Source organism: Brenneria uluponensis (assembly GCF_032395385.1).
GTDB lineage: Bacteria > Pseudomonadota > Gammaproteobacteria > Enterobacterales > Enterobacteriaceae > Prodigiosinella > Prodigiosinella aquatilis.
In genome coordinates this window covers 1095010-1121638 of the sequence record NZ_CP135917.1, presented here as the reverse complement: position 1 = coordinate 1121638, position 26629 = coordinate 1095010, and the positions used below count along the sequence as shown (strand labels likewise).

The window sequence follows — 26629 nt, the reverse complement described above, 5'->3', positions numbered from 1 at the left end:
GACATGCACGTAAAATCTCATTTTAAGCAGGCTTTGGCGGCAATATCTGGTGATTCAACCGCCATTCTACAAGATTTGCGTCAGATGCTCGCCGTTGATACCAGCTTTCCGCCTGGCAATGGTTACGGTGCGTTTGCCAATCTGATGGAGTCTCTGCTGACACCGATGGGATTTACCTTTCAACGCGTTTCAGTACCCGAGTCTTTATGGCATTCACCAGATGGCAGCGCAGTGGGAGAACGGATCAATCTTCTGGCAACGCTGCCCGCTGATGCCGCGGAAAACTGTAATCTCTATTTTCACGTCGATACCGTACCACCAGGTGATGGCTGGCATTACCCGCCACTGGTACTCAGTCAGACTGGCGAGCGTTTGATTGGCCGTGGCAGCGCTGACATGAAAGGGACGATCGTCGCCGCGTTGGCGGCGCTTCGTGCCGCACAGCGGTATAAGCTCAAGCTACGCTTCAACCCGGTATTGTTACTGTGTACCGATGAAGAGGGCGGACTATATCCCGGTATTCGCTATCTGGCCGAACAGCAGCTATTTCAGGGACATATGCTGAGTTTCAATGGTGGAGCGGTTCCCCGTATCTGGGCTGGCTGCTTTGGTAGTCTGGATGTGAAGATCCGTGTGACAGGCCGGGCCGCGCACTCTGGCGATCCCGTTGACGGTATCAACGCCATTGAAGAGAGTCTGCCATTGATGCAGGCGCTGATGGCGCTGAAACAACGAGTCGAGAAGCGTACTTCTGCCATGCCATCGCCACCGCACTTTGCGGGTAAACCGTTGACATCCCGTTTGACACTCGCGATGGCCCAAGGCGGCAGTAAAGGTTCCACGCTGCCAGCCTGCTTCGACCTACTGGTTAACCGCCGCTACGCACCTGAAGAGCATTTTGACGATGTCTGGCAAGAATTGACCGACTGTATTACGCAATCGATGTCGTCTTCCGCCGCACTGAGTACCGAGCACTATCTGATCGGTCATCTGGCGCCGGTCAGTGACCCGACCGGGCCGCACTGGCCGCGCTGGCAACACGCGCTGAGTCTGGGCTTCGGTTTTCATACAGACGATTTTGCCGCCTGGGGATCATCCACCAGCTCCGACATGGGATGGGTTCAGCAGGCAGGCATTCAGGAAATTCTGTTAGGTGGGCTAGCACGGCCGGATAACCATATTCATGCTGCCGATGAATACACCACCATGCAGGATCTTGTCGCTTTATCGCAGTCCATTTTGGCCTATCTGGCCGATGATTTTTCGCCAACCCAGGGTATTTCATTATAAACAATAGACAGTAGAGGAAACCGCGATGTGTGCAATGAAAGGAATAAACCGACGGCAGTTTATTACCCACGCAACACTGGTAACCGGCACGGCCATGCTGCCATTGTCATTTCATGCGCAGGCGACAGAAGCAAGTGCAATGACACCAGGAGGCACCCCGCGCAATGGAGGCATTCTGCGCATCAGTGTCGATCAGGCAGTCAACATGCTAAATCCGCAGCAGGCACGCGTTAACCCTGAATATCTACTGGCTGAACTGCTCTACAGCGGCCTGACCAGGCTGACACAGGATATGAAGGCCGAACCCGATCTGGCCAGCGCCTGGCACGCCAACGCAGACCTCACGCAGTGGACATTCACGCTGCGCCCCAACCTGAAATTCAGCGATGGTTCACCGTTGACCGCCAATGATGTCGTCGCCAGCCTCAATGCTATCCTGGACGTCAAAAACGCGTCGCCGGGGCGGCACAATATCGGCCCGATCAAAGATCTGCATGCCGATGGCAATGACAAGGTCGTGATCAATACCCAGGCTCCCTATGCCGACCTGCCTGTCATGCTGACATATCCTGATGCCAAGATTGTGCCTGCTGCTATTGCACAGAATCAGTTGGATCGCTTGTCAAAAGAAGCGCTAGGGGCAGGCCCGTTCATACTGGTATCGTATGAGCCTGATCGCAAGATCGTGGTGAAACGCAATCCGAACTATTACGACCCGAAACGCCCGTATCTCGATGGGGTGGAAATAGTTGTCTATCCTGACGCAATCGCCGAAAGTTCTGCATTGATCGCCGGGGATACCGATCTGATGCTGGCAGCCCAGCCCAGCGAATTCAAACGCCTGTCCTCCGCCAGTGGTATTCAGCCACTGCGGGTGCCATCCGGCCAGTTCCTGAATGTCAACATGCGGTGCGATCAAAAACCGTTTGATGACATGCGGGTACGGCAGGCGCTGGCGCTGTGTATTGACCGCAAGGCGATGATCGATTTTGTAGCCGACAGTTACGGTACCCCCGGCAATGACACGCCCATCAGCGCCTCTTATCCGTGGTACAGAAATATTCCACTACGACAAGTCGATTACGCCAAAGCCAAGACATTACTGGCCGACGCAGGCTACCCGGACGGGCTGGATCTGACGCTGATCGCCTCGGACAAACCGGCATCCCGCACCCAATTGGGGATCGCAGTACGGGAAATGGCCAAACCGGCCGGATTCCGTATCAATGTCCAAACCATGGCTAATAGCACTTATCTGGATCAAGTCTGGAAAAAAGGCAACTTCTATGTCGGTTTCTACAACATGCAACCCACACCGGACGCAATATTTTCCCTGCTCTACACCTCGGATGCCGCCTGGAATGAAACCCGCTGGAACAATGCCGATTTCGATGCCGCCATCGCCGCAGCCAGAAGCACGACGGATGACAGCAAACGCCGGGCGTCTTATGGCAAAGCACAACTGCTGATGCACGATCAGATTCCTTCAGTGATTCCGGCATTCTTCAATCTACTCTCCGCCAGCCAGCATTATGTGCGCGGCTACGTACTGCATCCGCGCGGTGCGGTGTTCCGTCTTGATCATGTCTGGCTGACGCCTCAAGCACCGGTACGTCGGAACTAAACAGGGAGTGGTTGTGAGCGCAAGTTATCTACTAAAACGCCTGTTATTGGTCATTTATACTCTGCTGGTCGTTTCGGTGCTGGTCTTTGGCATTACCCAGTTGTTACCCGCCGATGCAGCAGTCACACTTCTTGGACAGAACGCCACGCCTGAAGCGCTGGCTGCCGTCAGAGCCCGCCTCGGTCTGGATGCTCCCGCCTGGTTACAGTACTGGCACTGGCTTACGGCAATGCTGCATGGAGACTTCGGAGTGTCCATGCGCACCAATCTTCCGGTGGCGCCAGCGCTGCTCACAGCCCTCTCCCGCTCACTGTTGCTGGCGGCGTGCGCCCTGTCGCTGATGCTGTTCATTGCACTGCCACTGGGTATCTGGGCGGCAGTGCGAAAAGGAAAGATGGCGGATGTACTGGTCAGCGTGCTGTCCTATATCGGTATTTCATTTCCCGAGTTCGTGACCGCCACCCTGATGCTGCTGCTGTTTGCCGATGTCTGGCAACTGCTCCCGGCCACCGGTTACGTACCGCTCAGCGAGAACCTTGTGGATGGCGTGCGCCACCTGATTTTACCATCGGTGACGGTGGCGATGATCCTGGTGGCACATGTATCACGCATGGTGCGTTCGGAAATGGTAGATGTCCTCCATACCGACTACATCCGCGCCGCCTGGCTGAAGGGACTGTCACGACGACGGATCCTGTGGCGTCACGCGTTGCGTAACGCTCTGTTGCCGGCGATTACTATCGTGGCGCTGGATGTGGGGTATCTGTTGGGGGGTATCGTGGTAGTGGAAGAAATTTTCGCCATCCCGGGTATCGGCCGTGAATTGATCGTTGCAGTACAAGCACGCGATCTGCCCACCATTCAGGGCGGCGTCATGATCCTCGCCACTACCTATGCGGTGGTTAACTTTTTGGCTGACCTGGCCTACGCCATGCTTGATAAGCGGATCCAATATGTTTGATGTAGTCAAAAGACTGTTGCGTACCCCGCAAGGAATTGCCGGGGTCAGTATTCTACTGGTGGCGCTGTTGATCGTGTGTGCTGGCAGTCATCTGGCACCCGCCGATCCAGAAGCAATATCCATTCTGGCACGTTACCAGGCACCGAGTGCTGAGCACTGGTTCGGCACCGACCAACTAGGACGTGATATTTTCAGCCGGGTGCTGTTCGGTGCCCGTACCACAATTATCGACTCGCTGCTGGCCACCGTACTGGCGATGATCATCGGTTCGGTCATCGGCACCGCCAGTGCCTATCTGGGCGGCAGGATAGATGAAGCCATCATGCGTACTATGGATGCCATCATGTCGATCCCCAGTTTGCTGTTCGCTCTGCTGATTGTCAGTACCCTGGGACAAAACAGCCTGAACGCAGTGCTGGCGATCACCATTGCCTTTGTCCCCGGTATGGTGCGCATTGCCCGCAGTGTCGCGCTGGCAGCGCGCCAGCAGGATTACGTCAATGCCGCCATTGCCCGGGGAGAATCCTCGCTTTACATCATCCTACGGGAGATGTTGCCTAACATCGTGGCCCCCATCATCGTGGAATCCACCATTCGGGTATCTTTTGCCATCATGCTGTTCGCCACCCTCAGTTTTCTCGGGCTTGGCGCTCAACCACCACAACCGGAATGGGGGTTGATGGTTTCCGAGGCCCGCGCCTATTTCTTCAACGCCCCCTGGATGATGCTGATCCCCGGACTGGCCATCGCGATCGTGGCGATCGGTTTTAACCTGCTCGGTGATGGGTTACGTGATGTCCTGAATCCGAGGAGTCACTGATGTGCGCACCTGATGCAATAAAACCGGTACTGGCTGTCAATCATTACAACCTGGTATATACGTTACCGAACGGATCACACCTGCCAGTGCTTCAGGATATCAACCTGCACGTAAATCGAGGGGAAGTGGTCGGCCTGGTGGGTGAATCCGGCTCCGGCAAAACCACACTCGGTTGGGCGATCATGCGCTGGCTGGCCAGTAATGCCAGAGAGGGTCAGGGAGACATTTATCTTGGCGATCTGAATCTGCGCACCTTGCCGACGGACAAACTGCACCAGCTTCGGGGTGGACAACTGGGGATGATTTTTCAAGATCCCAGTGCCTCACTCAACCCGACCCTGACGCTGGGCGAACAGGTTACCGAAGTCTTACGTCGTCACCGTCGTTTGAGTGCCAAAGAAACCCGTGACTATGCAGAAACCCTGTTACGAGATGTCGACCTGAAAGAACCGGCGCTAATGATGAAACGTTACCCGCATCAGGTTTCCGGCGGTGAAAAGCAGCGCATCCTGATCGCTACCGCATTCGCCTGTCAGCCTGACTGCCTGATTTTTGATGAGCCGACCACGGCGCTGGATGTCATCAGTACGGCACAAATTCTGGCACTGTTTGAACGACTACGAGAAGAGACTGGCGTAGCCGCTTTATATATTTCACACGATCTCGCACTGGTGTCTCACATCGCCGATCGTGTCTGTGTGCTGGAAAAAGGCCGTATTGTGGAACAGGCTGATGCAGCCTCCCTATTTCAAATGCCACAACATGACTACACCCGGCGACTGATCGCCGCAATACCTGATCCCACGAAACGCCTGCTGGAAAACGCCATACCGTCATCGCAACCACTGCTCACCCTGAATGAGATCACCATTCAGTATGGTCATCACCGGTTGCTGGACAAACTATTGAAACGCCGCCCCAACCACACCAAAGCTGCCAACGCGGTGTCACTGACCCTTCATGAGGGGGAAATCCTGGGGATTGTAGGTGAATCCGGCTCCGGCAAATCAACACTGGCGAAAGCCATCACCGGTCTGGTGCCCTTTGAGGGCTCGCTGGATTTCCGCGGTTACATGCTGTTTGGTCATGCCGAGATGGACAAAGATTACCGCCGCCGGGTACAGATGATTTTTCAGCATCCAGATGCCTCACTGAACCCACGAATGCGCATCGGTGACATTCTTGCGCGCCCGCTACGGCTGTATGGCCTGCCCGATGGTGAAACTGAAGCGCAGGCCATCACCCGACTGCTGGAGGAAGTACGCCTTCCGGCATCAATGGCGTCACGCTATCCCCATGAACTTTCCGGTGGCCAGAAACAACGGGTGGCGATTGCCCGCGCTTTTGCCCATCCGCCAGAACTGGTGATCTGTGATGAGATCACCGCCGCACTGGATGTCTCAGTGCAGGCCACCGTAATTGAATTATTGCTTGAGCTGCGGCGACGCTACGGCACCGCTTACCTGTTTATCACCCACGATCTCAATCTAATCCAGCAAATCGCGCACCGCATTGCGGTGATGTACCGTGGTGATCTGCTGGAAGTATTGCCGGGCGATGCGATGGCGGCACAAGCGCAGCACCCCTATACCCGGGCGTTACTGTCGGCCATCCCGGCCCCCGAGACACGTTCACCTGAATTTAACTAAACATAGAATGAATCCATCATGACCAAAGAACAGTTACTCCATCGCATCGACACCGATTTTTGCCTGCGTTTCCTGGCCACCATGGTGCGACACAAAAGCTACAGCGCCACCGATGACGAACGGCAACTGGCGGAATTCATGGCCGCACAGATGCGCGAACTCGGCCTGGAGACCATTCTCACACCGGTCCCCGGCGGACGGTTTAACGCCATTGGCACCCTGCATGGCACCGGTGGCGGCAACAGCCTGCTGTTTAACGGCCATCTGGATACTAACCCAGTGACCGAAGGCTGGACCGTCGGCCCGTGGGACGGCAAGATTGATGACGAATTTATCTATGGTATCGGCGTGTCCAATATGAAAGCGGGTGACGCGGCTTACTTCTGTGCGCTGAAAACGCTGATCGATGCCGGTATCAAACTGAAAGGCGACGTGATCCTGACCTACGTGGTTGGGGAACTTCAGGGTGGTATCGGCTCCATCGCCGCTATTGAACAGGGTATCAAGGCCGATTACTTCATCAACGCGGAACCAACCGACATCCAGGCGCTGACCATGCATGCCGGATCGCTGATGTTCACCATTGAACTAACCGGTGACACTCGCCATCTATCCAAGCGTGAACAGGCGGTGGATGCCATCGCCGCCGCCGTAGAACTGATTCCGCAGTTAAATGCCATGACCTTCAGTGGCGCACTCACGAAAGAACACCTCAGCATCAACCGTTGCCACGTCGGGATAGTCCACGGTGCACTGGGGCATGATTTGCAGGAATGGCGCCCTCCTCAAGTGGCAGATTTCGCCCGCATCAAGGGGTCGGCACGCTTTGCACCTGGTCAGACGGTCAAAGGCGTACTGGCAGATATGCAGGCGTTGCTGGACAATCTCTGTGCTCGCCATCCCGGTCTCAGAGCAGAACTGTTCGACGATGGTCAACGGGACAAACCCACCATGCTACCTTTTGAAGTCCCCCGTGAATCGGCGATTGTGGCGGCGGTCAACCGTGCCTATACGACCGTGCGCGGTACACCACAACCCACGGGTGCGATTACACCACCCGCGTTCTACGGCACTGACGCTGCTCATTTCTACCAGCGTGCCGGTATGGAAGGTGTGGTTTGCGGCCCTGGTGGAAAATTCAACACCATGCCGGATGAACGAGTCCACATCAGCGATTTCCTCGATGCCATCCGCATTTATCTGCTGGCCATCCTGGATATCTGCCAGCCAGAAAGCGCACTTTCATGACATCACACTATGCGCTTGCCCTGGCACGAACCCGAGCCGCCATGCAGTTGGCGGACGTCACGCTGTTGTTAATCGACCACGGAGAATTACTGGCATGGTTAACCGGCTACACAGTATCGGAAACGTGTTATCGCGCTTGTCTGGTACCGCTGGAAGGCGAACCCTGGATGGTATTACGCCAGCTGGATGAGGCGCCCTGCCGTGCGTTGAGCAACCTGAACGATATTGTCACCTATGATGATCACCAGGATCCCTATCAGGCAGTCGCGGACAGCCTGTCGCAGCGGGGCTACGGCCATGCCTGTATTGGCACGGATTTCAACTCCTACGGCATGACTGTCCATAACTGGCAACAATTATGCCAGCGCCTGCCCGGCGTTCACTGGCAGGATATGACAGGAATAAGCGATCGGCTACGTAGCGTAAAATTTACCGATGAACTGGAAGCGTTACGCCAGGCGGCGCATATAGCCGACGACGCAATGCGTGCCATTGCCGCCCAGTCGGCTTCCGGCTGGCGGGTGCGTGATGTCAGCGCGCTGGCCGCGCAGATCTTCCTGCATAATGGCGCCGATAGTGGTGAAACCGGCCCAATCGTCTGCGCTGGCGGGGATAACGGCTTCCTGCATGCCAGTGGGCATGATCACCATCTGACTGCGGGCGACATCCTGCATGTCGAGTTGATCCCCAAAGTCCGCCATTATAGTGCGCGCCTGATGCGCCCCTTTCTCATCGGCCCTCCGACATCAGAACACCGCCAGTGCGCGGAACAGCTGATACAGTTTCAGAATGCACAAATCGCCGCCATGAAACCTGGTGTAAATGCCAGCGATGTGGATGCACTATTACGGCAGGCGGTGCTGGATGCGGGTTTGAGAGAACAGTACGGCAACGTCACCGGTTACGCACTGGGGCTCTATACACGGACTCCCCGGCCCAGTGATTTCTCGCGCTGCTTTACACCGACGGCTCACTGGCCGTTGGAGGAAAACATGGTATTTCACATGTATGTCTCCGCTCGTTCGCTGGCGTTTAGTGAAAGCGTGGTAGTAACGCCCCAAGGTGGACAGCGACTGAGCCAGTTACCGCGTCATTTGCTATTACTGCCATAACGAAATGTACGGTGATAACAGAAAGTCACCTGTACGGTAATGAGAGAAAAAACCCGTGAACTTACATCAGTATGTGATATGCAAAACCTGGTCGATCAGATGGTGATGGTTAATGAAACACAGATATCAGAAGCCATGCATTATGCAGAAAACCGCCTTCATCAAATACTTGAACCCTCCGGCGCCGCGGGGATTGCCGGGTTGCTGGCGTATGCAGCGAAAATAGCGCCGGAAAGCCATATCGCAGTGATACTGACCGGCGCTAATAGCGATACCACTGAGGATTCAGAATCACCAGACATTGGCTAATTCCAGCCCTGACGTGCTTCCGTCGTCCTGCCAGTCGGCCAAAGGATGAATGCCTTGTGCCAATCATCTGCCACTGCGCTAAAGTTTAAAAATAATCATTAAAATCAATCACGCTAAACACAACGCACTCTCAAGCCATTTTCAGAAAGTGGAAAATGGCACTCACCGACATCAGCCCCATATACCAGGTCAAGCCGCAGATCGCCAGGCCCAGCCACAACAACCAACGCGGATAGTGGTAACCCTCCATCAGATCCGCGCATTTCCAGCCTACGTAGAGAAATAGGCTCAGACCAATTGGCAGGATAAGTCCATTAAACCCGCCGGCAAAAACCAGTAATGCGGCAGGAGCGGTCCCCAACAGAAGATAAACCGCCAGCGACACGGCAATAAAGATGATCGTGGCAATATTGCGCTGGCGCTCGGTAATGGATTTTTTAAATACCGTAATAAAGGAGACGGACGTATATGCGGCCCCGATAACGCTGGTCAGCGCGGATGCCCAAAAAATAAGGCCAAAGATGCGCCCCCCGAGAGCCCCAGTCGCATGCTGGAAAGCTTGAGAAGCCGGATTCGCTACCTGGCTGGATATATCAAGCGTTACCCCGCTAGCCACCACCCCCAATACGGCAAGGAACAGCACATAGCGCATTAACCCCACCACAAGAATGCCTTTGGTGGCCGCAGAGGAAACTGCCTTGATGTTCTCAACACCGCCCATGCCTTTATCCAACAGGCGGTGGGCGCCGGCATAACTGATGTAGCCCCCCACCGTGCCCCCGACGATAGTGGTGATGGAAGCAAAGTTAACCTTGTCCGGAAACACACTCTGGCGTAGTGCCTCACCTATCGGCGGGGAGGACATGAATGCGACGTACAACGTCAAAACGATCATCATCAATCCCAAAACAACAATCATGCGGTCAATGACCGTACTGGCTCGACGTGACGAAAAAATATAAATCGTGATAAATGCGCTTAGCAGCCCTCCCCATTTGGGATCAAGGCCGAACATCGCATTTAATCCGAGTCCGGCCCCGGCAATATTACCGATGTTAAACACCAACCCGCCGAAAATAACCAGCACCGCCAACAAATACCCACTACCTGGCAAGGCGATATTTGCAACATCCGCCGCACGCATCCGGGTCAAGGTGACAATGCGCCAGATGTTCTGCTGCACCACAAAGTCGATGACGATAGACGCCAAAATACCGAAGGAAAACGCGGCCCCCATCGTGGCCGTAAAAGTAGCGGTTTGCGTAATAAAGCCAGGGCCAATGGCAGAGGTGGCCATCAGAAAAATGGCCGCGATCAATGAAGAGCGTCGACTACGAACAAACGCTTTATTCTGTGTTTCTTGTGCCGTCATACAATTTGTCTTCCAATGGAATAGTCATCCAAAGGTTTTATTAAGCAAAATATGATCCATTGTTGTTTTTTTCTTTTTACTTGTCATTCAGATACCACAGGATCGTTGAAATCGTTGAACCATAAATTATTGCCCCCACCGAATATGGAATTTCATGAAGAAAGCCATACCTGCAAAAAATGCTCGATGAAAAGATCGCCGAAACTATTAGGCAGAAAATAATTACGAGTATGCGTCTGTCCGAAACGGCGATTAGTAGCACTAATGGATTATTTCGTATGCAATTAATTACCTTTTATTCATCGTCGCGTTAAAACATGCTCGCCGTCACAGATAGGGCAAAAAATAAAAAAACGTAATTTTATAGTTAATTTTCTCAATTGGTTACCCGAAAACTACCTCCTTATACTCCATGGACACTGACACACCTGCCCCGCGCTAATTCGTTATCTCTCTGAATTAACACTCGTGCCATTTAATACATCGGGAAGCGTGTGTCTATTAAAAACAATTCAGTGGCCTAAAGGCCATTATCTTCCTGACAAAAAGAAGGAAGTTCATAATGATAAATAACCCGGTACTCTCCGTAAAAGATAAAATAGGTTACGGTCTCGGCGATATGGCAAGCGCGCTGGTCTGGCAAACCGCCACCCTGTTCCTAGCGTATTTTTATACCGATGTTTTCGGCCTGCCCGCCGCGGTAATGGGCACCATGTTCCTGGCGGTACGCGCAGTGGATGCTTTTATCGACCCCTATATTGGCTCTCTGGTCGATCGTACCCATACCCGATATGGCAAGTTTCGACCCTGGTTATTATGGTTTGCTGTGCCTTTCGGCATCTGCTGCCTGATTACCTTTTATGTACCCGATATTTCGCTGACAGGAAAAATTATTTACGCCAGCGTAACTTACTGTCTTCTCTGCCTGGTTTACTCGGCAATTAACGTACCCTACTGCGCGATGCCCGGAGCACTGACCCAGGATCCGCGTGAGCGTCATTCAATCCAGTCATGGCGCTTTGCCTTGTCGTTTATCGGCGGGTTGGTGGTCACGGTAATCGCCTTACCATTGGTGGATTGGTTAGGGCAAGGCAATGCCCGCAACGGATATTTTTACGCCATGAGCCTGATGGGATTGTTGGGTGTGATTCTGTTTTTCTGCTGTTTTTTTATGACCAAAGAACGCTATCACCCAGGAAACAGCGGTAAAAATTCAATATTCAACGACCTGAAGCTACTGTGGCGTAATCACCAGTGGCGTATCGTTTTTATCTTCAATATATTGCTGCTGGTGGCAGTGGTCACCCGCGGATCAGCCACCATTTACTATGTAAAATATGTTCTATTGCAACCACAGCTGATATTTCCTTTTATTGTCAGCGGTATGGTAGCGGCGCTATTTGGCGCGCTGCTTTCCGAAACGCTGCTCGGTAAATTTGACCGGGTAAAATCCTATCAATATATGATCCTGACCTTTGTCATCTGCGGCTCGGTGATATTCTTTATTTCCCCACACGCCGTGTGGCTGATATTTTCCCTCAATATTATTTTCAGTTTTATCCAGAATCTCACTACCCCGTTGCAGTGGACCATGTTTTCCGATGTGGTGGATTATGAAGAACACCGCACCGGCCGTCGTCTGGACGGTCTGGTCTTTTCTACCGCGCTGTTCGCCATCAAGTTCGGATTGGCAATCGGTGGTGCGGTAGTCGGCTGGGTGCTGGGCTTTGTCGACTACTTGCCCAACACCGCGTTGCAGCTACCAACGGTGTTAACCACCATCAACGCGCTATTCACCCTCGTCCCTTCGCTGCTCTTTACCCTGATGGGAATCCTGCTGTTTACCTACAAACTTAACAGCAGCTATGTGCGAGACATTGCCAGCCAGCTGGCGCTGAAAAACCGATCCACACCAGACACAACGGAACCGACGGTGAATCATGCAAACATCTGAACATCCCAACGTCTGAATAAGGAGAATCACTATGGCCTATCCATATCAGGACGCTTCGCAGCCCCTGTCCGTGCGCGTGACGGATCTACTCGGCCGCATGAGCGACGAGGAAAAATTTGCGCAACTGCACGGGCTGTGGCTGATCCTCGCCAGTGACGGTCATCACCGGGTGCGTAGCGATCTGAGCGATGATTTCAGCGGCGCGTCGGCATCTCTGGCGCTGGAGGCCCAACTCAGGCTTGGCATTGGACAAATTACCCGCCCGCTGGGATCCCACGTGGTGGAGCCAGTGGAAGGCGTTCGGGCATTAAATCGTCTGCAAAAGACCATGATGGAAGAGACGCGGTTGGGTATTCCGGCGATGTTCCATGAAGAGTGCCTGGTGGGATTACTCTGTAAAGACGCCACCCTATTCCCCTCACCGCTTAATTATGGCGCAACCTGGGATCCGGCGCTCATCGAACAGGTAGCCGCCGCGATCCGACTGGAGGCCAAAAGCGTTGGCTGTCATCAAGGATTAGCGCCGGTACTGGATGTCTCGCGTGATGTACGCTGGGGCCGTACCGAGGAGACCTTTGGCGAAGATCCCTACCTGGTGGGCATCATGGCGTGCGCCTATGTCCGGGGATTACAGGGACCGCGACGAGATCTGCTTGCAACACTGAAACACTACGCCGGACACTCCTTCAGCGAAGGGGGACGCAACCATGCGCCGGTGCATCTCGGCTTTCGCGAACTGAATGATACATTCTTGCTGCCATTTGAAATGGCGGTGAAGCTGGCCAACGCAGGATCGGTAATGCCGGCTTACCATGATATTGATAACCAACCCTGCCACAGTGACCATTTCTTGCTGACCGACGTGCTGCGCACCCGCTGGGGTTTCGACGGGCTGATCGTGGCGGATTATGGTGGCATCAGCCTGTTGCACCAACATCATGGTGTCAGTCCCGACGCGGCGAACTCTGCGGCGCTGGCGTTTAACGCCGGACTGGATATCGAGTTGCCAAAGGAAGATTGCGCTCAACATCTGGCGCAAGCCGTCGCGCAAGGTCTGATAACCATGGACAAAATAGACGATATCGTCGCGCGCGTGTTGCAGGAAAAATTCCGATTGGGGTTGTTCGAACACCCCTACGTCGATGAGCGACAGATCAACCTACAGTCGGCATCAACCCGTGAACTGGCCTGGCGGGTGGCGGTACAGTCCATTACCGTGCTGGAAAACAACGGTCTGCTGCCGCTGGTACCGACGAGCGGCAACAGCATCGCGGTGATAGGCCCCACCGCCGATGATCCGCTGGCGCTACTGAGCGGTTATAGTTTCCCGGTTCATCTGATTATCAGCGATCTTGTCGCCCAGACCAATCAGGTAACGACACCGTTACAGGGGCTGCGCGCCGCTTACGGCGACGATAATATTCACTATGCCAAGGGTTGCCATATCCTTGAGACACGTCAAGCGGGTACACCAGTATTCCCCGGTGATAGTGGCCGACCGTTGCAGGCGTCACCAGTTTCTCAAGATGAAAGCCTGATCCCGCAAGCAGTGGCGCTGGCGCGCCGTTGTGATGTGGCACTGGTATTTGTCGGTGATCTGGCTGGATTGTTCCAGAGTGGGACGGTGGGTGAAGGGTCCGATACGGACAGCTTGCAGTTGCCCGGCGTACAACAGCAACTATTAGAACAGGTAGTAGCCACTGGCACACCTACCGTCGTGATCATGACTGGCGGACGGCCTTACCACCTTAACGGCATGGAAGACCGGCTGGCAGGTTACCTGATGGCATTCGCACCAGGTCAGGAAGGCGGTCGGGCCATCGCCGACATCATAAGTGGCGCCCAGGCACCGGCCGGTCGACTGACGATCTCGGCACCGACTAGCGCCGGAGCCGCACCCTATTATTACAACCATAAGCTGAAAAGCGGCGGTACGCCCATCGCTTTCTCCTTCGGCACCCGCTACCCCTTTGGCTATGGCCTTAGTTGGACCCGGTTTACCTATCAGGATTTTCAACTGATCGGGGAACCGGTGGCGATCGACAATGGCGAACTGGTGGCTAGCATACGCGTGACCAACAGCGGACCCGTGGCGGGATGCGACGTGATACAGCTCTATGTCAGGGATGTGCTGGCGTCGCTGGTACGCCCGATACAAGAATTAAAAGCCTTCCAGCGCATCTGGCTGGCAGCAGGAAAAAGCGCCGTGCTGGAGTTCCATATCCCCACCGATATGCTGAATTTTACCGATATTCAGGGTCGCAGAATCGTAGAACCTGGCGAATTCGAGGTTCAGATCGGGGCTTCCAGCGCCGATATTCGCGCCAAGGGCGTCGTTATGACCCGCGGCACAACACATGTGCTGCCACAAAACTGGCGTATGGAGAGCTATTGCCGGATAGCGCGGGAGGACTAAAACGACGTAGCGGCGAAGTCAATAACTCCGCCGCTACAACCTAACATCATCATAACTAAACGACGCTCTATTTTTACCGCGTAAAAATCCATTCCCATAATTACAGTAAAACCTTGGTATTCACCCAGATTTTAACGAGCGCTACCCGTGCTTACGGGCAGTTTTAAAATAGCGAAAAACGTCAAATCCAGAGCAGCAACGCCACGCCGCATCCGAAACAGCAGATTAAGATGATACCCATCGCCAGGGTTAATATCTCCTTGGATACCAAGACGATAGCGCCCCCCACGATTACCTACTCAGACGGTAACGATATGAATAGACTGTGCATCAAAGGCGCTAAGAAACTCCTTATTGAGGTTCTCTTCCACCACCATCACATCAATTTCACTGGCATCAGCTACAACATAACGCGCCAGACCAGGAATTTTATCTGCCGTCAGCGCTATGATGACCTGATTGCTCTGGCGAACAACCGCTTTCTTGAACTCACAGTCCTCAAAATCAAAGCCCGTCAGCCCGGCATCCGGATCCATCGCACAGGCGCCAATGAATGCCTGGTCAAAGATCATCCCCTGGAGTTGGCCTACGGCAGTGCTACCCACACATCCCCCCGGAGTTCTATTGACACGTCCGCCAAGCATGATCACTTCACACTGAGGACGTTTCAACAGTTCAACGGCGATCTCCGGAGAGTTGGTGACCACCGTGACCCGGAGATCTTCTGAGAGGGCTCGGGCAATAGCAAGATTTGTGGTACCTGAATCGATAAAAACACAGGAGCCCTGCTTAACAAACTCCACACACTTTTGCGCGATTATGCTTTTTTCTGCAAACTCTTGCCCTTTTCGACTGACAAAGCTACCAGCATCAGGCAATTGCAGAACAGCTCCGCCGTAGACTTTTTTACATATACCTTCCTTACTAAGCTCCTGTAAATCCCGACGAATTGTATGCTCAGACACGTTCATTTGAGCAGCGAGCTTCGCACAGATCACCCTTCCGTTCTCCTGAAGGATCTGGCGAATGAGGGCTTGTCGTTGCTCTGGAAAAGCTGCATAATCGAGCATAAAATCTCCTTATTAATCCCACAATCGAGCATGAATAGCCATGATCACGAATTGATGGTGAATCTGTCAACTGATGTTGACCTGACGAGAGGATCTCACTATGTCATCACTACCCGATATCTGTTTCCTGCACCAACTGGCCGCGCTGTCTGAAGACATCACGATGAAGAGCTATCGCCAACACATTAATCTGGGCGTGACAAGCAAACTTAAAGAAGGTTTCAGCTTCGACCCCGTTACCGACGCAGACCGGGCGACCGAAAAGCGCCTCCGGGAATACATCACGTTGACCTTCCCGAATCATGCCATCCTGGGCGAAGAGTATGGTCGTACCGGATCTGGTGAATATCAGTGGGTCATCGATCCCATCGACGGCACCCGTCCCTTTCTCTGTGGCCTGCCAGTCTGGGGCACTCTGATTGGTCTGATTCATGAGGAGCATGCCGTAATGGGCATGATGAGCCAGCCTTTTACCCGCGAGCGATTCTGGTCAGATGGCGAGCATTCATGGACCTGCGGGCCAATCGGTCAGTTTCGCATTCAGACCCGAAAAAATATTCGCCTGCATCAAGCCATACTGCACTCCACTTCCCCGGAATCCATAGCCTTGTATCCGAACAATCACTTCGAAGACCTGAGCAGTCAAGTACTGATGACCCGCTTTGGCGGCGAGTGTTATGCCATGGCCATGCTAGCAGCAGGATACATCGATATCTGCGTGGAGTATTCCATGCAGCCATACGATATTGTACCGCTGATCCCGATTATTGAAACGGCCGGAGGTATCGTCACCACAATTGATGGAGGCAGACCGGAAAAAGGCGGAGCCATTGTTACCTGTGGCTCCCCCACTCTGCATGCCGAGGTGCTACAGATCCTGAACGCTACAAACTAAGAGGATAAATGATGCACACCCTGGATACCGTGCTGCTCTGTCAAGGCATAAATGCCCTGACGGCCATGCTGCTAGCCGGCATCTTGCAGGACAAGAATATCGCCGGGGCAGTCGCCTACCTATCGCGTTCGGCGGTGCTGTCCTTGATGCGCATCATTGCAAGAGTGTCCCTGACGATTGATCTGGGACGCAAAAACAGTAACGGAGTTAATTATGGAAATTACACATGTAGCACTTTGGACCCGTAACCTGGATGCCCAGGTCTTGTTCTGGCAGCAGGTTTTCGGCGGGAAAAGCAACGCGCGGTATATTAGTCAGAACCGGCCGGGGTTTGAATCACACTTCATCACCCTGACGCAAGGGCCAACTGTCGAACTGATGACACTGCCAGCACTTCCTCCAGCACCTAAATATCCGGAGTTCGTCGGATGGGCGCACATCGCAGTGGCCGTGGGTACCCCTGAGGATGTAGATCGTTTAGCGGAGAATGCACGTCAGTGCGGCACACTGCTTAGTCCTCCCCGTCTGACGGGTGACGGTTACTACGAGGCTGTCATCGCTGATCCGGATGGTAACCGCATAGAACTGGTGGCAAAGTAGAATACTGTAGATAAGCTGACACACAGATCCATCAATATCAGCATAGTTGTCGCCTCTTTTGAAAATGAGCCAGAAGGCGATAGAGTGACAGATGTGACCGATGCAGAGGCATTCCCGGGACCTGTCCGCCAGACCCTCCAGAAAATCAGGGGGCTTCAGCTGATGGCGCTTATGACACATAGCGGTGCCACGACGAACTAACTCGTAAGAAAATCAAGGCACTGATCCCGTCGCGAACCCGTGCAGGTTACTGGCCAGCGGAGTACGCCGATCGAAATCATCCAAGAGGCGATGCAAAAAAAGTGGTGAAACCATCCCGGCTACCTGCGCATCAAATCTCACCCGTTTGCTGTACCATGGTCCAATAACATGACAAATAACATGTTTGTAAACATTCTCAAATATATCAAACCTAAAAATTAATGAATTTTAGAATGAAAAGCAAGAATCGGACTTACCGCTTACATTGAACATATGATATTAATAAATGTATTAACGATATCATCCTGTACTGGAATAAAATATGTCTTATCTAATTAAGGGGTTGAACGGAAGTGATTTCGAACATCTTTACGGTTTATCAGACCGTAAACTGAAAGAGCATGGCGCCATCAGGATTAAAGTTGATAAGTCCCAAGCCTATCCTGACCGAATTTCATTGAGATATATTCCTGTTGGAGAATATGCCATATTACTCAATCACACTTACCTGTATAGTCCGACGCCATATAGAGGTTCACATGCAATATTTATCTGGGAAGGAACAAGTGAAGCGGCTATTTTAATCGATTGCATACCCGAAGTTATGAATTCAAGAATTATGTCATTACGTGCATTCGATAATAATGACATGATGATTGATGCAGAAATCGCGTCTAATGATGAGATTGAAGAAAACATATTAACATATTTTGAAAATACTCAGATAAAATACATTCTTGCTCACAATGCTAAACAAGGCTGTTTTTCATGTCGAATTACCCGAAGCGATAGGCAAAACAACATTTTTAATGAAGGTGAAGCATGAGAACTTCAGATTATATTCGATTACTTTTTCTGGCTGCAATATGGGGAGCAAGTTTTCTATTTATGAGAGTTGCTGCACCAGCGTTTGGTGCAGTAAACACGGCTTTCTTAAGAGTTTTTTTTGGCTTAACGGGTCTCACTGTAATTCTTTTATTACTTAAATCTTCATTCCATTTTGACGGTAAATTTAAGTTTTCATTAATACTTGGAGTTATTAATTCAGGAGTGCCATTCTTTATGTACTGCTTGGCAGCCAGATGGCTACCGGCGGGATATTCAGCAATACTTAATGCCACGACACCATTAATGGGAGTAATGATCGGATTCGCCTTTTTTGGTGAGCGGTTGACGGCAAAAAAATGGATGGGGGTATTGTTGGGGCTAATAGGGATAATAGTGATTACCACTGTAGGGGAAGTCAACTCCACCAGTAGTGTAGCTGCAGGCATTATTGCGTGTTTGGTCGCAACTGGGTGTTACGGCTTGGCTGGATTTTTGACTCGTCGCTGGATCTCAAACAGAGGCGGACTTGATCCTAAAATAGTCGCCTTTGGCAGCCAGATTGGCGCCACTCTATTTCTGCTGCCGTTCTTTTGCTGGTCAGTTGGCATGGGACCGGCAATCAACTGGTTTCAGGGATACGTGTGGGCAAGTGTGCTTGCGCTCGGTTTTATCTGTACTGCACTGGCTTATATTCTCTATTTCAGACTGATAGCGGACATTGGCCCTCTACGTTCTTTAACGGTGACATTTCTGATTCCACCGTTCGCAATATTGTGGGGTTATCTTGCATTAGGCGAAACCATTACAGAAGGTTTTATCATCGGCTCATTAATTGTCTGTATTGCAGTATGGATGCTGGTGAGTCCAGAAAAGGCATATAAGATCATAAAAAGTGGTACTTGTTAGCTGATTTTTTAGCAACCTTACATAGATGACCCTGCCCAACAATAACGGACACAGTTCTAAGTAAGGTTCTTTATTTCATATTGTTTCGAGTTTAACCAACCATTGGCACTGTGCCGACGGTAACGGTTTCGTCAATTTCAATATAACCAAACACCACATCTTTTATTACCTGTCTGCTGGCGCATCGAGGCAACAGCTTTGCACTTGTGAGGTAGCGTTAATACATTACCACAAGTACCACAAGCGCACTGCCGTACTGATCAGGAAAAACAGGCCGCATAAATTAACTAAAGGCAACAACTTCATTAACATTTACTAACCTATTTTGTATACATGCAAACATATTTGCTAGCACAAACGTGACATATCGCACTCTTTATTATCAAGCAATAACCTAATTTTAACATCAGCCACATAATTCACCTTTTCTCTTGGTACGGCTATCCATACTGCATGCCATCAGACTGCGAATCTCTGCGATCGCCGTCTTCACGCTTTTGGTTATTTTGATGTACATAGCAGGGCAATGACAAGCCACTCAACTGACTTGGACTTACTTAATAAAATCCAACGGAGAGAAATATGACATCGACATCATCTCAATTAAAAGAAAACCTGAAATGCGTTGTAATAAGTCGTGAACGCCGCCCGAATCGACGAGTCCACTTCATCAGCACCTATATTGCTCTGCTGGGTCTTGGTGTCGCCGGTTGTGCTCAGGCGGCCATTTCAGCAGCCGATTTTACCCCCGACTTTAGCGCAATGAGCCAGTTGCACACCATTGTCAAAAAAGGCTCGGGGAAAATTGGCGTGATCCTCCCTGAGACCACCACGTCGGCTCGTTATACCTCGTTTGACCAGCCTTACCTGGAACAGGCATTTAAAACGGCGGGGTTAACCCCGGATCAATATATGATCAGTAACGCCCAAGGCAGTGAAGCCACCCAGCTTACCCAAGCGCAATCAGATATCGCGCAAGGTGCCAGCGTGTTGTTAATTGACCCCATATCATCAGGCGGTGGCGCTGCTATCGAGCAATATGCCAAAGCCCATGGCGTGCCGGTAATTGACTACGACCGCATCACGCTCGGCGGCAATCGCGCCTACTATGTGAGCTTTAACAATGTGGAGGTCGGAAAACTCATTGGTAAAGGTCTCGAACAGTGCATTACGGATTGGCAGATCAAAAAACCGCACGTTTTGGTGATGAGCGGTGCGCCAACGGATAACAATGCCACCTTGTTCCACAATGGTTATATGAGCGTCTTGCAACCCAAATTTAAATCAGGTGCTTATGTGAATGTCGGCGAGCCCGCTGGCAGCTGGGACCCAGCGGTTGCTCAAACCACCTTCCAGCAGCAGTTTACTGCGCACCCGGAGATGAATGCGGTGGTCACCCCCAATGATGGCAATGCCAACGCGGTAATCGCCTATCTGAAAACCCTAAAAGTGCCGCCACATGCCTTCCCTACTACAGGCCAAGATGCGACCTTAACGGGAATCAAAAACATTATTACCGGTTATCAATGTGGCACCGTCTACAAACCTATCTACCTGGAAGCGCAAGCGGCGGCGGCGTTGGCGATCTATCTGCGTGCGGGGATGCAGCCACCCAAAAGTTTAGTCAATGGTAAAACGCTTGACTCGAAAACCGGCAAGTCCGTGCCGTCGGTTTTAGCCTCACCGATTTGGGTCACACCAAGCAACGTCAAAAGCACAGTAATAAAAGATGGCTTTGTCAAAGCGGCCAAACTGTGCCAGGGAGAAGGAATGGCGAAAGCTTGCCAAAATGCACAAATCAACCCATAGGGGCCTTATGCAAAACACAACACAACACCTAAGCGCCCCCCCATTATTACAGATCCGAGGGTTAGAAAAGCGCTTTGGCGCGGTGCAAGCGTTAATCGGCGTTGATTTAGATGTACCACTGGGGCAGGTCACTGCCCTGGTCGGTGACAACGGGGCGGGTAAATCGGTATTGGTTAAATCCATTGCCGGGATCCATGAGGCCGATGGCGGCGAGATCCGCTGGCAAGGTGAAGTGGTGAGAATCCGCTCACCACGCGATTCAGCCCAATTAGGCATTGAGGTAGTCTATCAAGATCTGGCATTGTGCGACAATTTAGACGTGGTACAAAACATGTTCCTTGGCCGCGAGCGATTATATGGTCGACTGCTCAATGAAGATGTCATGGAGCGTGAAGCAGCCGAAACCTTATCGAGCCTGCGCGTGACCACGCTGCGCTCGATTCGCCAACCGGTTGCATCGCTTTCTGGCGGGCAGCGCCAATCGATAGCGGTCGCCAAAGCCGTGATGTGGAACTCTAAGCTGGTGATTTTAGATGAACCCACCGCAGCGCTGGGGGTGGCGCAGACCGGTCAAGTCCTTGAACTTGTGCGCCGCTTGGCCGACCAAGGGCTGGCGGTACTGATGATTTCGCATAATCTTAATGATGTGTTCGCGGTGGCCGATCGCATTGCAGTGCTGCGTTTAGGGCAGATGGTGGGCGAAGGCCCCGCTAAAAGCTTTGACACGCAGCGGGTGGTGGAACTGATGACCACCGGACAAAGCGATCACCTTGTCACTGCAAATGCAAAATCATCTGCCGCGCCATCAATTGCGGTAGAAAACGCCAAACGCCAGGCAAGCCAAGCACATGCCGCTGCTGTTATTGGTAATACCGAAGCGGACACATTAGGTAGCTATCTCAAAGCGGTGTGGGCGAAAGTTCTTGCAGGTCAAAGCGGCGTATTACCCGTACTGCTGGGGATGATCCTCATCGCTGCTATCTTTCAAACTCAAAATGATAAGTTCCTCTCCTCTGGCAATTTAGTGAATTTATTGGTCCAAGGTGCGGTGTTTATGCTGATTGGGATGGGCGAAGTGTTCATCTTGATTTTAGGAGAGATTGACTTATCACTTGGGTTTGTCGCAGGGATTGGCGCCACGGTCGCCACAGTATTAGTACAACCCTCGATTGGCTGGAATTGGCCGGCGGCGGTTATCGCTGCATTGTGTGTCAGCGGCGCTTTAGGGGCGTTGCAAGGGCTGTTGATCACGCGCTTAAGGTTGCCCTCTTTTGTGGTCACGCTCTCCGGATTACTGGGCTTTCAAGGGCTGATGATCCAGCTCCTCGGCACCGGCGGGACGATTCCCATCAACAGTGAGGTGATCAATAACTTTGCCAACGGCACCCTCACCCCACTGGTAGGTTGGGTGGTGACCATTGCGATCATCCTCACTTTTAGCGTATTCACCCTGCGTCGTGATGGCCTGCGCCGTGCCAGTGGCTTAGTTGCGCCACCTGTTGGGCTGTCGTGGCTCAAAATCGCCGCGGCCATCTTGGCTGGACTGGTTTTAATGCTGATTTCTAACGCCAATCGCGGCATTCCTCGTTTCCCTATCAATGGTATGCCTTGGGTCATTCCCATCGTATTTGTGGTGTTATGTGCTTGGGCAGTGCTACTGGGAAAACTACGCTTTGGCCGCTATTTATATGCCATTGGTGGTAATGCTGAAGCCGCGCGCAGAGCGGGAATTAATCTGGCGAAAATCAGACTGCTGGCATTCACTTTGGCCGCAGTCACTGCCGGTATTGGCGGCATTATTTACGCCTCACGCTTGCGCTCAATCTCAACCAGCTTTGATGGTGGTACGATCGTCTTATATGTGGTGGCCACTGCCGTCATCGGCGGTACAAGCTTGTTTGGAGGACGCGGCCATCCACTGCATGCAGTATTAGGTGGCGTTGTGATTGCAGCCATTGTCAACGGGATGGCGCTGCTGGGTCTGCCAGCCGCCGTTCAACTGATGGCAACCGCAGTGGTATTGTTAGCGGCCATTACGGTGGATGTAGTGGTGCGCCGGCGCGGTGAAACATCGCGTTAACGAAGCCTACTCACAGCAGCTTGGCATCATCCTTTATTTGAGTGAATTCTCGGAGAGAATACAATGCCTATGGATGGGCGGATTGAGCAGAAGTAAAAATTACCTTTCAAGGGTTACAGGTCGCGTACACGGTTCGTCGGCAACCCAGCCCTTGACGTGGTCAATGGCGTACCGCAACCACGACGCCTGAGCAACGCCACTCAGCCTGCCGGTGCCGATTCGCCGCGTGTTCACGCCTCTATCTGAACCCGCTGGAAACCACCGAACTGAACGCCCACGATCCTTATATCTGGCTGCGTGACGCATTAACGCGCTTGCCTACCTATAAATATTCCTCAATCCACGTTGAGAAAGCTTGGAATCTTGATCTTTTTTCATGACCTTTAGGACAAATAAGATCATAACCAAGTCCTGACGGTACACGCTCAAAGGGGGCGATCAACTCACCACTATCTAAATAGGGCTTAATAAGACAATAACGCCCCATTGCAATACCCATTGATTTTTTTGTTGCAACCATAGTTAACTCTTCATGATTGAAAACATATTTTTTTTTGAGAATATTAACATCACGATCGGTTTTTTTTAACCAATGTTGCCACTCAGCAAGTGGAGAAAGAAATTCTAACGATTCGGTGCAATGTAAAAAACAAGCTTCATGCAACCTGGAATCGTCTTTGAAAAACGCTAGTTTCTCTGCATATTCAGATGTACAAACGGGTGTTAAATATTCATCAAATAGCCTGCGATGATAAAAATCAGCATGCCTGGCATTTCCATAATAAATAGCCAAATCCACGGGCTGGTTTTGAAAATCCAACTTACTTGCTTTCACTCGGATTTTGACATCGAGTTGGGGGTAAAGTTGTTGAAAAATAGGTAGTCGAGGGACTAGCCATAAGTGTGCAAATGTTGGAGCGACGCCAATATATAACTCGCCGCTGAGCTCGTTGAAGCGAATATCGTCTATTTCAGAAAAAATATTCTCAAGCGAATGGGTTAATGTCACCCAAACACGCCGACCTTCTTCAGTTAACTCCAGTTTCCGGGTCAAACGTACAAATAATTTAAACCCCAAATCTTGTTCTATTTTTTTGATTCTCTGGCTCACAGCACCTTGCGTTAGACACAGTTCTTCTGCGGCTAATGTAAAGCTTAAAAACTTTGCGACGACACTAAATGTGTACAAGTTTGCAAGTAAATGTTGCTTATGTTCCATTGTTGATGTCTGCCCTAGAGTAAGAATCAAGATAGTGGCTACTTCAGTTGATTTACGCGTCCCCTGGCTAACGTTCTGAATAATGCGCTTCGCGGTCTCATGCACCCCGTCGATTGAATAACACCGTGCCTTCCCCACAAGGCCAACTGCTCCAGGGCCACGCAACGATGATCACTGTGCCTGCGCTTTTCGGTAGGTGTCAAGATAGTTGATTACTCCAGTTGATTTACGTGTCTTATATCAGTGTTGCTGACAACTCAGCAGTTCCGTGCACAGCTATCGCAGACGGCGGATGAAACACTTCCGCTTCTGTAACCGACCATAACCCTATCTTTTCAGCTTCTCGACTCAGCCGCTGACTGATGCCCTGGCGAATGGTCAGGAGAGAAGAAAATTATTCATCACGGTTCATAGGGGGATGGATGAAAAACAGCCCCAGCCAAGGGCGTTCTCGTGCAGTGTCAACTACCTTGGCACTAAAGAAGATACGCATTAGTTGAACTAATAGATAACGACGTATATTTGGTTTGTTAAATAACTTTAGCTGCCATGAAATACCCAAATTCCACATCTACGAACCTGAGGAACTATACATGGCAAAACAATTAAAAATAGTCGTTATCGGTGGTGGTTCTAGCTATACGCCTGAGTTAATTGAAGGGCTATTAAAGCGTATGAATGAATTGCCAATCAAAGAGTTATGGTTAGTAGATATTGAGGAAGGCCGTGAGAAAGTTAATATTATTGCGGAACTCGCTCGTCGTATGATTAAAAAAGCTGGGGGAGATATAGACGTCAAGGTAACACTTGATCGCCGCCCTGCATTGGAAAATGCTGATTTTGTTTGTTCACAATTTCGAGCTGGTTGCCTTGAAGGACGGATAAGAGATGAACGTATCTCACTAAAGTATGGAATGATTGGCCAAGAAACTAATGGGCTAGGTGGTTTTGCAAACGCATGTCGCACTATTCCGATTGCATTAGACATATGTAAAGATATGGAAGAGCTATGCCCTGATGCCTGGCTTTTAAATTTCACAAACCCGTCAGGCATCGTGACCGAAGCCATACTTAAACACACGAAAATAAAAGCTATTGGTCTGTGCAACGTGCCAGTTATTATGCAAAAGGGAATTGCAAAACTTCTGAATGCAAACGAAGAAGATTTTATTATGCAAGTTGCAGGCCTTAACCATTTGATTTGGGCTCGGAAGATTTTATACAAAGGGAAAAATAAAATCGACTTTATTGCACAAGAAATACTTAATGGCAAAGACTATCTAGTTCCCAGCAATATTCCAAAATTCGAGTGGCCACGGAAGTTAATTGAGAATATGGGAATGATCCCATGTGCATACTTGCGTTACTACTACATGAGTCAGGATATCCTGCAGCAGGAAAAGCGTGAAGCCAATAATGAAGGAACGCGTGGTGAAGTAGTTAAAGAGGTGGAAAAACGGTTGTTCGATATCTATAAAAATCCAGAACTAGCAGACAAGCCCAAAGAGCTCGAAAAACGTGGTGGCCAATATTATTCCGAAGCCGCTTGCGAACTGATGGCTTCTATCTACAACGATAAACGGACCATCATGCACGTAAATACGCGAAACAAAGGCACAATCCAAGGATTACCGGACGATTGTGTTGTAGAAGTCAGTTCAGTTATAACCCAAAGTGGTCCACTACCACTGAACGTTGAACCATTTCCTTCTGACACATTACGTTTAATTCAATTGATGAAAGAATTCGAATCACTCACGGTTAGCGCAGCAGTGAATGGAAACCTGAATGATGCTAAAAGAGCATTAATTCTAAATCCAATCGTTATTACCGGCAGCGTGCTTGATGAAGCCCTGGATGAAACAATTATGTCAAACCTAGATTTCATGCCCCAATTTCATTGGATTTCCGAATAGAAGGGACGCCAAGTATCATGAGAATTTTTATATATAGTGAACAATATGAGTAAGTGAGGTGTATTTATATCTTGAATAAAACTTATATTTATACCATATAAAACCCAGCACAGTTTTATTATTAATGTGTGATCAGCATCGGCAACATTAATAATAAATGGCTATCACTGCTTTCACTCTTCAATCAAAAAACAAAATATTGAAGGGTGAATTTACTTATTTAAAAATAAAGAACAGTTATTATAAATAACAGTTGTTATAATAAAATTTAGAAGTAGATCATGGAATTTTTTTGGCAAACAGACATTATTAATCTAACGGATTAGAGTGAAGAAAAATACAACCTGTGA

At 50.8% G+C, this 26629-nt stretch carries 20 protein-coding genes and 1 pseudogene; 18 read left to right on the top strand and 3 right to left on the bottom strand.

The features are described 5' to 3' along the window. Positions 1 to 3: 3 nt before the first annotated feature. From RS889_RS05140 to RS889_RS05105, 8 genes are all read left to right on the top strand, one after another. A complete protein-coding gene (locus tag RS889_RS05140; RefSeq protein ID WP_315709612.1) occupies positions 4 to 1290 on the top strand; it encodes a M20 family metallopeptidase in 1287 nt (428 codons plus the stop codon). Positions 1291 to 1315: 25 nt separating this feature from the next. Next, positions 1316 to 2914, top strand: a complete 1599-nt coding sequence (locus RS889_RS05135; protein ID WP_315709610.1) for an ABC transporter substrate-binding protein — start codon at positions 1316 to 1318, stop codon at positions 2912 to 2914. A 13-nt stretch (positions 2915 to 2927) separates the two neighbouring features. After that, the gene (locus RS889_RS05130; protein ID WP_315709609.1) at positions 2928 to 3875 is read left to right on the top strand and encodes an ABC transporter permease; all 948 of its coding nucleotides are present in this window, start codon (positions 2928 to 2930) and stop codon (positions 3873 to 3875) included. Next, complete coding sequence (locus tag RS889_RS05125) at positions 3868 to 4695, top strand: ABC transporter permease (RefSeq protein ID WP_021017371.1); 828 nt, start codon at positions 3868 to 3870, stop codon at positions 4693 to 4695. The genes RS889_RS05130 and RS889_RS05125 overlap by 8 nt, the downstream gene beginning before the upstream one ends. Continuing rightward, positions 4695 to 6344, top strand: a complete 1650-nt coding sequence (locus tag RS889_RS05120) for a dipeptide ABC transporter ATP-binding protein (protein ID WP_315709608.1) — start codon at positions 4695 to 4697, stop codon at positions 6342 to 6344. The genes RS889_RS05125 and RS889_RS05120 overlap by 1 nt, the downstream gene beginning before the upstream one ends. A gap of 18 nt (positions 6345 to 6362) precedes the next feature. After that, positions 6363 to 7592 carry a M20 family metallopeptidase gene (locus tag RS889_RS05115; protein WP_315709607.1) on the top strand — a complete coding sequence of 410 codons (1230 nt, stop codon included), beginning with the start codon at positions 6363 to 6365 and terminating at the stop codon, positions 7590 to 7592. Then, entirely contained in the window at positions 7589 to 8704 is a 1116-nt protein-coding gene (locus RS889_RS05110) for a M24 family metallopeptidase (protein WP_315709606.1), read from the top strand. The genes RS889_RS05115 and RS889_RS05110 overlap by 4 nt, the downstream gene beginning before the upstream one ends. 78 nt (positions 8705 to 8782) lie before the next feature. After that, the gene (locus tag RS889_RS05105; RefSeq protein WP_315709605.1) at positions 8783 to 9013 is read left to right on the top strand and encodes a pyridoxal-phosphate dependent enzyme; all 231 of its coding nucleotides are present in this window, start codon (positions 8783 to 8785) and stop codon (positions 9011 to 9013) included. 130 nt (positions 9014 to 9143) lie between these two features. Here RS889_RS05105 and RS889_RS05100 read toward each other — a convergent pair whose 3' ends face one another. Then, positions 9144 to 10385, bottom strand: a complete 1242-nt coding sequence (locus RS889_RS05100; RefSeq protein ID WP_315709603.1) for an NRAMP family divalent metal transporter — start codon at positions 10383 to 10385, stop codon at positions 9144 to 9146. A 562-nt stretch (positions 10386 to 10947) separates the two neighbouring features. On the opposite strand from RS889_RS05100, the gene RS889_RS05095 reads away from it, so the two are divergent. Together RS889_RS05095 and RS889_RS05090 are read left to right on the top strand one after the other, a co-directional pair. Beyond that, on the top strand, positions 10948 to 12339 hold the full coding sequence (locus tag RS889_RS05095; RefSeq protein WP_021017376.1) for a glycoside-pentoside-hexuronide (GPH):cation symporter: 1392 nt from the start codon (positions 10948 to 10950) through the stop codon (positions 12337 to 12339). A 31-nt stretch (positions 12340 to 12370) separates the two neighbouring features. After that, the gene (locus RS889_RS05090; RefSeq protein WP_315709601.1) at positions 12371 to 14755 is read left to right on the top strand and encodes a glycoside hydrolase family 3 N-terminal domain-containing protein; all 2385 of its coding nucleotides are present in this window, start codon (positions 12371 to 12373) and stop codon (positions 14753 to 14755) included. Between the two features lie 299 nt (positions 14756 to 15054). Here RS889_RS05090 and RS889_RS05085 read toward each other — a convergent pair whose 3' ends face one another. After that, the gene (locus tag RS889_RS05085) at positions 15055 to 15825 is read right to left on the bottom strand and encodes a DeoR/GlpR family DNA-binding transcription regulator (protein WP_315709600.1); all 771 of its coding nucleotides are present in this window, start codon (positions 15823 to 15825) and stop codon (positions 15055 to 15057) included. Positions 15826 to 15925: 100 nt separating this feature from the next. Here RS889_RS05085 and RS889_RS05080 point away from each other — a divergent pair, with 100 nt between their 5' ends. The 7 genes and pseudogenes from RS889_RS05080 (at position 15926) to RS889_RS05050 (ending at position 23144) form a co-directional block, all read left to right on the top strand. Next, positions 15926 to 16720: an inositol monophosphatase family protein gene (locus RS889_RS05080; protein ID WP_315709598.1), complete on the top strand. Its 795-nt coding sequence runs from the start codon at positions 15926 to 15928 to the stop codon at positions 16718 to 16720. Positions 16721 to 16933: 213 nt separating this feature from the next. Next, complete coding sequence (locus tag RS889_RS05075; protein ID WP_315709597.1) at positions 16934 to 17320, top strand: VOC family protein; 387 nt, start codon at positions 16934 to 16936, stop codon at positions 17318 to 17320. 84 nt (positions 17321 to 17404) lie between these two features. Continuing rightward, positions 17405 to 17598 (top strand): annotated as a pseudogene (locus RS889_RS05070) (IS5/IS1182 family transposase); the annotation flags it as partial. 245 nt (positions 17599 to 17843) lie between these two features. Then, on the top strand, positions 17844 to 18347 hold the full coding sequence (locus RS889_RS05065) for a DUF1203 domain-containing protein (protein ID WP_315709596.1): 504 nt from the start codon (positions 17844 to 17846) through the stop codon (positions 18345 to 18347). Then, the gene (locus RS889_RS05060; RefSeq protein ID WP_315709594.1) at positions 18344 to 19255 is read left to right on the top strand and encodes a DMT family transporter; all 912 of its coding nucleotides are present in this window, start codon (positions 18344 to 18346) and stop codon (positions 19253 to 19255) included. The genes RS889_RS05065 and RS889_RS05060 overlap by 4 nt, the downstream gene beginning before the upstream one ends. Positions 19256 to 19837: 582 nt before the next feature. Continuing rightward, on the top strand, positions 19838 to 21064 hold the full coding sequence (locus tag RS889_RS05055) for a sugar ABC transporter substrate-binding protein (RefSeq protein ID WP_315709593.1): 1227 nt from the start codon (positions 19838 to 19840) through the stop codon (positions 21062 to 21064). A 7-nt stretch (positions 21065 to 21071) separates the two neighbouring features. Continuing rightward, the gene (locus RS889_RS05050) at positions 21072 to 23144 is read left to right on the top strand and encodes an ATP-binding cassette domain-containing protein (protein ID WP_021017384.1); all 2073 of its coding nucleotides are present in this window, start codon (positions 21072 to 21074) and stop codon (positions 23142 to 23144) included. 322 nt (positions 23145 to 23466) lie between these two features. Here the strand turns inward: RS889_RS05050 and RS889_RS05045 are convergent, their stop codons facing one another. Continuing rightward, on the bottom strand, positions 23467 to 24363 hold the full coding sequence (locus RS889_RS05045; protein ID WP_315709591.1) for a LysR substrate-binding domain-containing protein: 897 nt from the start codon (positions 24361 to 24363) through the stop codon (positions 23467 to 23469). A gap of 593 nt (positions 24364 to 24956) precedes the next feature. Between RS889_RS05045 and RS889_RS05040 the strand changes: the two genes are divergently transcribed. Next, positions 24957 to 26279: a 6-phospho-beta-glucosidase gene (locus RS889_RS05040; protein ID WP_315709589.1), complete on the top strand. Its 1323-nt coding sequence runs from the start codon at positions 24957 to 24959 to the stop codon at positions 26277 to 26279. Positions 26280 to 26629: the final 350 nt, after the last annotated feature.